4 protein-coding genes are annotated in these 4,451 nt (G+C 40.5%); all 4 read left to right on the top strand.

Annotated elements, in window-relative coordinates; genetic code table 11:
- The first annotated feature begins 846 nt into the window (after positions 1 to 846).
- The gene (locus HMPREF1548_RS30920) at positions 847 to 1,137 is read left to right on the top strand and encodes a UDP-glucose 6-dehydrogenase family protein (protein ID WP_021637486.1); all 291 of its coding nucleotides are present in this window, start codon (positions 847 to 849) and stop codon (positions 1,135 to 1,137) included.
- A 471-nt stretch (positions 1,138 to 1,608) separates the two neighbouring features.
- Complete coding sequence (locus HMPREF1548_RS16480; RefSeq protein ID WP_021637487.1) at positions 1,609 to 2,715, top strand: NAD-dependent epimerase/dehydratase family protein; 1,107 nt, start codon at positions 1,609 to 1,611, stop codon at positions 2,713 to 2,715.
- A 100-nt stretch (positions 2,716 to 2,815) separates the two neighbouring features.
- Positions 2,816 to 4,048: a nucleotide sugar dehydrogenase gene (locus HMPREF1548_RS16485; RefSeq protein ID WP_035322563.1), complete on the top strand. Its 1,233-nt coding sequence runs from the start codon at positions 2,816 to 2,818 to the stop codon at positions 4,046 to 4,048.
- A gap of 11 nt (positions 4,049 to 4,059) precedes the next feature.
- Positions 4,060 to 4,451, top strand: a 392-nt coding sequence (locus tag HMPREF1548_RS16490) for an acyltransferase (RefSeq protein WP_021637489.1), incomplete at its 3' end; no start/stop codon positions are given.

Genomic DNA, 4,451 nt, shown 5'->3' on the forward strand with positions numbered 1-4,451 from the left:
ATACGGATGGAAATAGATCTGAGGTTAGAAATTTGGTGGTGAAAGTTAGCTGAGATATTAAATTTGTTTAGAGTGACAAAACAACGCTTTTCTATAATAAAAAATCATGTATGGCGTATATAGTTGAAAAGCTATTTATGAATTTGAAGGTTAACGACTATGTAAGGGTAAAGATTGGAAAATTGCTGTTGTAGGCACCGGTGTTAGAGATAAATACGCTTGTGTCATAATAAGCTTATGCTATATTTAGGAACAAACTGTTAGACAGTCATTTTTGAGGGCTGGGAAGTTCATATTTATTACCCAAGAAAATGAGTAAAAAAGTTTGTGTTTAAAAGGAATTTAGCAGATAAAGGAGGACAGGTATGGCACAGCAGATGGCATGAAAAGCAACTTCTGTTTGTTTTGTCCGGCGGGGAGAAAAATGGAAAAAATGAGGAAAGAAAGAACATAAAGTTGAATAGTACTTCGGGGAGAGTCACTTGGGTGGTGACTCTATGATGTTAAGTTCATCACCCCGGAGTTTTTATTATATAAAGCACAAAATGATTATTTATAAAAGGAATGGAGAAGAACAATAGAAACCAATGAGAAGTAATTGAGCAATGAATTGGATAAAGCTGAGATTCCTTCGCGAACATACAAGATTGCAGTGACGGGAAGAAGATATGTTGGTTTATCATTGTCTGTTTTTCTGGTACAGCATTATCAAGTGACTGCTGTGGATATTATCCATGAAAAGGTAGGTATGATTAGCAATTGTAAATCTTCAATTCAGACGATTACATTGAAAAGTATCTTGAAGATGATGTTGCGGGTGCTCATAAACTAAAACTGACTGCTACTTTGGATACAGAAGCTGCCTATAAAGGAGCTGATTTTGTGGTGATTGTTGCATCAACAAACTATGACAGTAATACACAGCATTTTGACACTTCTGCTGTTGAAACAGTAATCAAGCTGGTTATGCAGTACAATTTAAATGTAATAATGGTTATCAAATCTGCCATTCTGATTGGTTGCACTGCTTCTATCTGTGAAAAGACTGGAAGTAAAAATATCATGTTTAGTCCAGAACTCTTAAGAAAGTACAAAGCTTTGTATGATAATGTCTACCCTGCAAAATTAGTGGCTTAAAAGGACAGGAAAAATCATGTCCACACCCATGAAAAACCGCAACCCAAGGCAAAAATCAGCGTTTTGGATAGACATATAGTGAAGTCTGATAACATCATTTTAGCACGAAATGCAGTGGGTGATTTTTGATTGACACCTATTTTAACACGAAATGAGTGAGTCAGACGGGGGACGGAAATAATGATTTTCTGCATTTTGGATAGAGATGGGCAGAGAGTGATAAAGTCATTTTTGGCTGAAAATGCAGTAAAATCAAGGGTTTTGTAGGAAGTGGGTATGGAGGAATGGCGTAGGTATATTGCTGGTCTGTATCCAAATCGCTTTATTGTTGAAAATAAAAAAGCAGAATGTATATGGGTCTATCCAATAGAGTTTAGTTGGGAAAATAGGAAGATTTTTGAGTAAAAAAGGCTTCTGGCTTGGCCGGGAGATTTTATATAGAAACTATTAAGGAAGTAGAAGGTACACAAAATGAGCAAGATTGACGGGTTTGTCCCAAATGTAGATTTACAAAACAAAACAGTATTTCTCACAGGTGTTGCCGGTTTTATCGGCTCCAACTTGGCGAAGAGGCTGTTTGCCGATGTTCCGTCTGTGAAAATCGTCGGCATTGATAATATGAACGACTACTACGATGTGAGATTAAAAGAGACCAGACTGGAAGAATTGTCCACACAGCCGAATTTTACTTTTATAAAAGGCAGTATTGCGGACAAGTCCATCATCGAAAAGATTTTCGCTGATTACAAACCGGATGTGGTCGTGAACCTTGCTGCTCAGGCTGGCGTTCGTTATTCCATCACAAACCCGGACGCTTACATTGAATCCAACCTTCTCGGTTTCTATAACATTCTGGAAGCCTGCCGTCATTCTTATGATGCTGTGAAAGCAGATAAGAATGTGGAATATAAGGGCGTAGAACACCTTGTGTACGCATCTTCTTCTTCCGTTTATGGTGGAAATAAAAAAGTTCCATTCAGTACAGATGATAAGGTGGAGAACCCGGTTTCTCTATATGCGGCTACCAAAAAGTCTAATGAGCTGATGGCGCACGCCTATTCTAAACTCTATAACATTCCGTCCACAGGACTTCGGTTCTTCACGGTTTACGGTCCTGCCGGTCGTCCGGATATGTTCTATTTTTCTGCAACGCATAAACTGGTGAAAGGCGATAGCATTCAGATTTTCAACTATGGTAACTGCAAACGCGACTTTACCTATATTGATGATATTGTAAAAGGAGTGGTTCGTGTAATGCAGAGAGCACCGGAGAAGAAAAATGGTGAAGATGGTCTGCCGGTTCCGCCATACGCAGTTTACAACATTGGCGGTGGTACACCGGAAAATCTATTGGATTATATTACAACACTTCAGGAGGAACTTGTCAGGGCTGGAGTGCTGCCGGAAGAATATGATTTTGATGCCCACAAAGAATTGGTCGGCATGCAGCCAGGGGATGTGCCTGTGACTTATGCAGACAGCTCTGCGTTAGAGAGAGATTATGGGTTTACGCCGAAGATCGGTATTCGAGAGGGACTTAGAAAGTTCGCTGAGTGGTATAAAGCGTTTTATATGTAAAAAGCGGTGTAGAGATCCACACAAATAACACAATGATCCACATAACGGATAACTCTATCCGCTATGCGGGAGGAAAACGATTATGAGAGAGTTTAAAGATTTGAAAATTGCTGTTGCAGGTACCGGCTATGTTGGGCTGTCCATTGCTACGCTTTTAAGTCAGCATCATCATGTAACGGCAGTTGATATTATTCCTGAAAAGGTTGAGATGATCAACAACAAGAAGTCTCCAATTCAGGATGAATACATTGAAAAATATCTGGAAGAAAAGGAACTGAACCTGACCGCCACATTGGATGCAAAGGAAGCATACTCTGATGCAGACTTCGTAGTTATCGCTGCTCCGACTAACTACGACAGCAAGATGAACTTCTTCGATACAAGTGCAGTTGAAGCGGTTATAAAGCTGGTTATCGAGTACAATCCGGAAGCTATCATGGTCATTAAGTCCACAATTCCGGTTGGATATACCGCAAGTGTCAGAGAAAAGTTCCACTGTGACAACATCATCTTCAGCCCGGAATTCTTAAGAGAATCTAAAGCGCTTTACGATAATTTGTATCCCAGCCGTATTATCGTAGGTACCGATGTAGAGAATGCTAGACTGGTAAAAGCTGCACATATTTTTGCAGAACTCCTGCAGGAAGGTGCAATCAAGGAAGAGGTAGACACCCTGTTCATGGGATTTACTGAAGCAGAGGCTGTTAAACTGTTCGCCAATACATATCTTGCACTGAGAGTCAGCTACTTTAATGAACTGGACACCTACGCGGAAATGAAGGGGCTGAACACACAGCAGATCATTAACGGTGTTTGTCTTGATCCTCGTATCGGTACTCATTACAACAACCCGAGCTTCGGTTATGGCGGATATTGCCTGCCGAAAGACACGAAGCAGTTGCTGGCTAACTATGTAGATGTACCTCAGAATATGATGTCTGCAATCGTTGAGAGTAATAGAACGAGAAAAGACTTCATTGCAGACCGTGTGCTGGAGATCGCCGGTGCTTATGGTGCCAACGATGAGTGGAGTGAAGGCAAGGAGAAAGAAGTTGTTGTTGGTGTTTACAGACTGACCATGAAGAGCAATTCCGATAACTTCCGCCAGAGTTCTATCCAGGGCGTTATGAAGCGTATCAAGGCTAAAGGTGCAACAGTTATTGTTTATGAACCGACTTTGAAAGACGGAGAAACCTTCTTCGGCAGCAAGGTAGTAAATGATTTGGAGAAGTTTAAGGAAATGAGCCAGGCGATTATTGCAAACAGATATGATGGCTGCCTAGACGATGTGAATGAAAAAGTGTACACACGCGACATCTTTAAGAGAGACTAAAGGAGAAGCTAATGAAACTATTACATAGTGTAAGACTTTTTTACCTAAAAAGGAATAATCCAATTCAGTACGCACGTGAATTAGGCGTTTCAGTCGGAGATAATTGTCGGTTTATTGGTTCTCCAAACTGGGGAAGTGAACCATGGTTAATTGAAATTGGAAATCACACAGAAATTTCTTTTGGCTGTGCGTTTGTTACTCATGATGGAGCAACATGGGCGTTTCGTAATGAAGAAAAATATAAAAACGTATTAAAATTCGGAAAAATTAACATTGGTAACGACTGTTTTATTGGAGCAAGAAGTACGATTATGCCAGGGGTTACAATTGGAGATAGAGCAATTGTGGGCGCTTGTTCGATGGTGAACAAGTCCATACCCTCTGGAGAAGTGTGGGGGGGGGG

The sequence above is a fragment of the Clostridium sp. KLE 1755 genome, from assembly GCF_000466465.2.
Lineage (GTDB): Bacteria > Bacillota > Clostridia > Lachnospirales > Lachnospiraceae > Eisenbergiella > Eisenbergiella porci.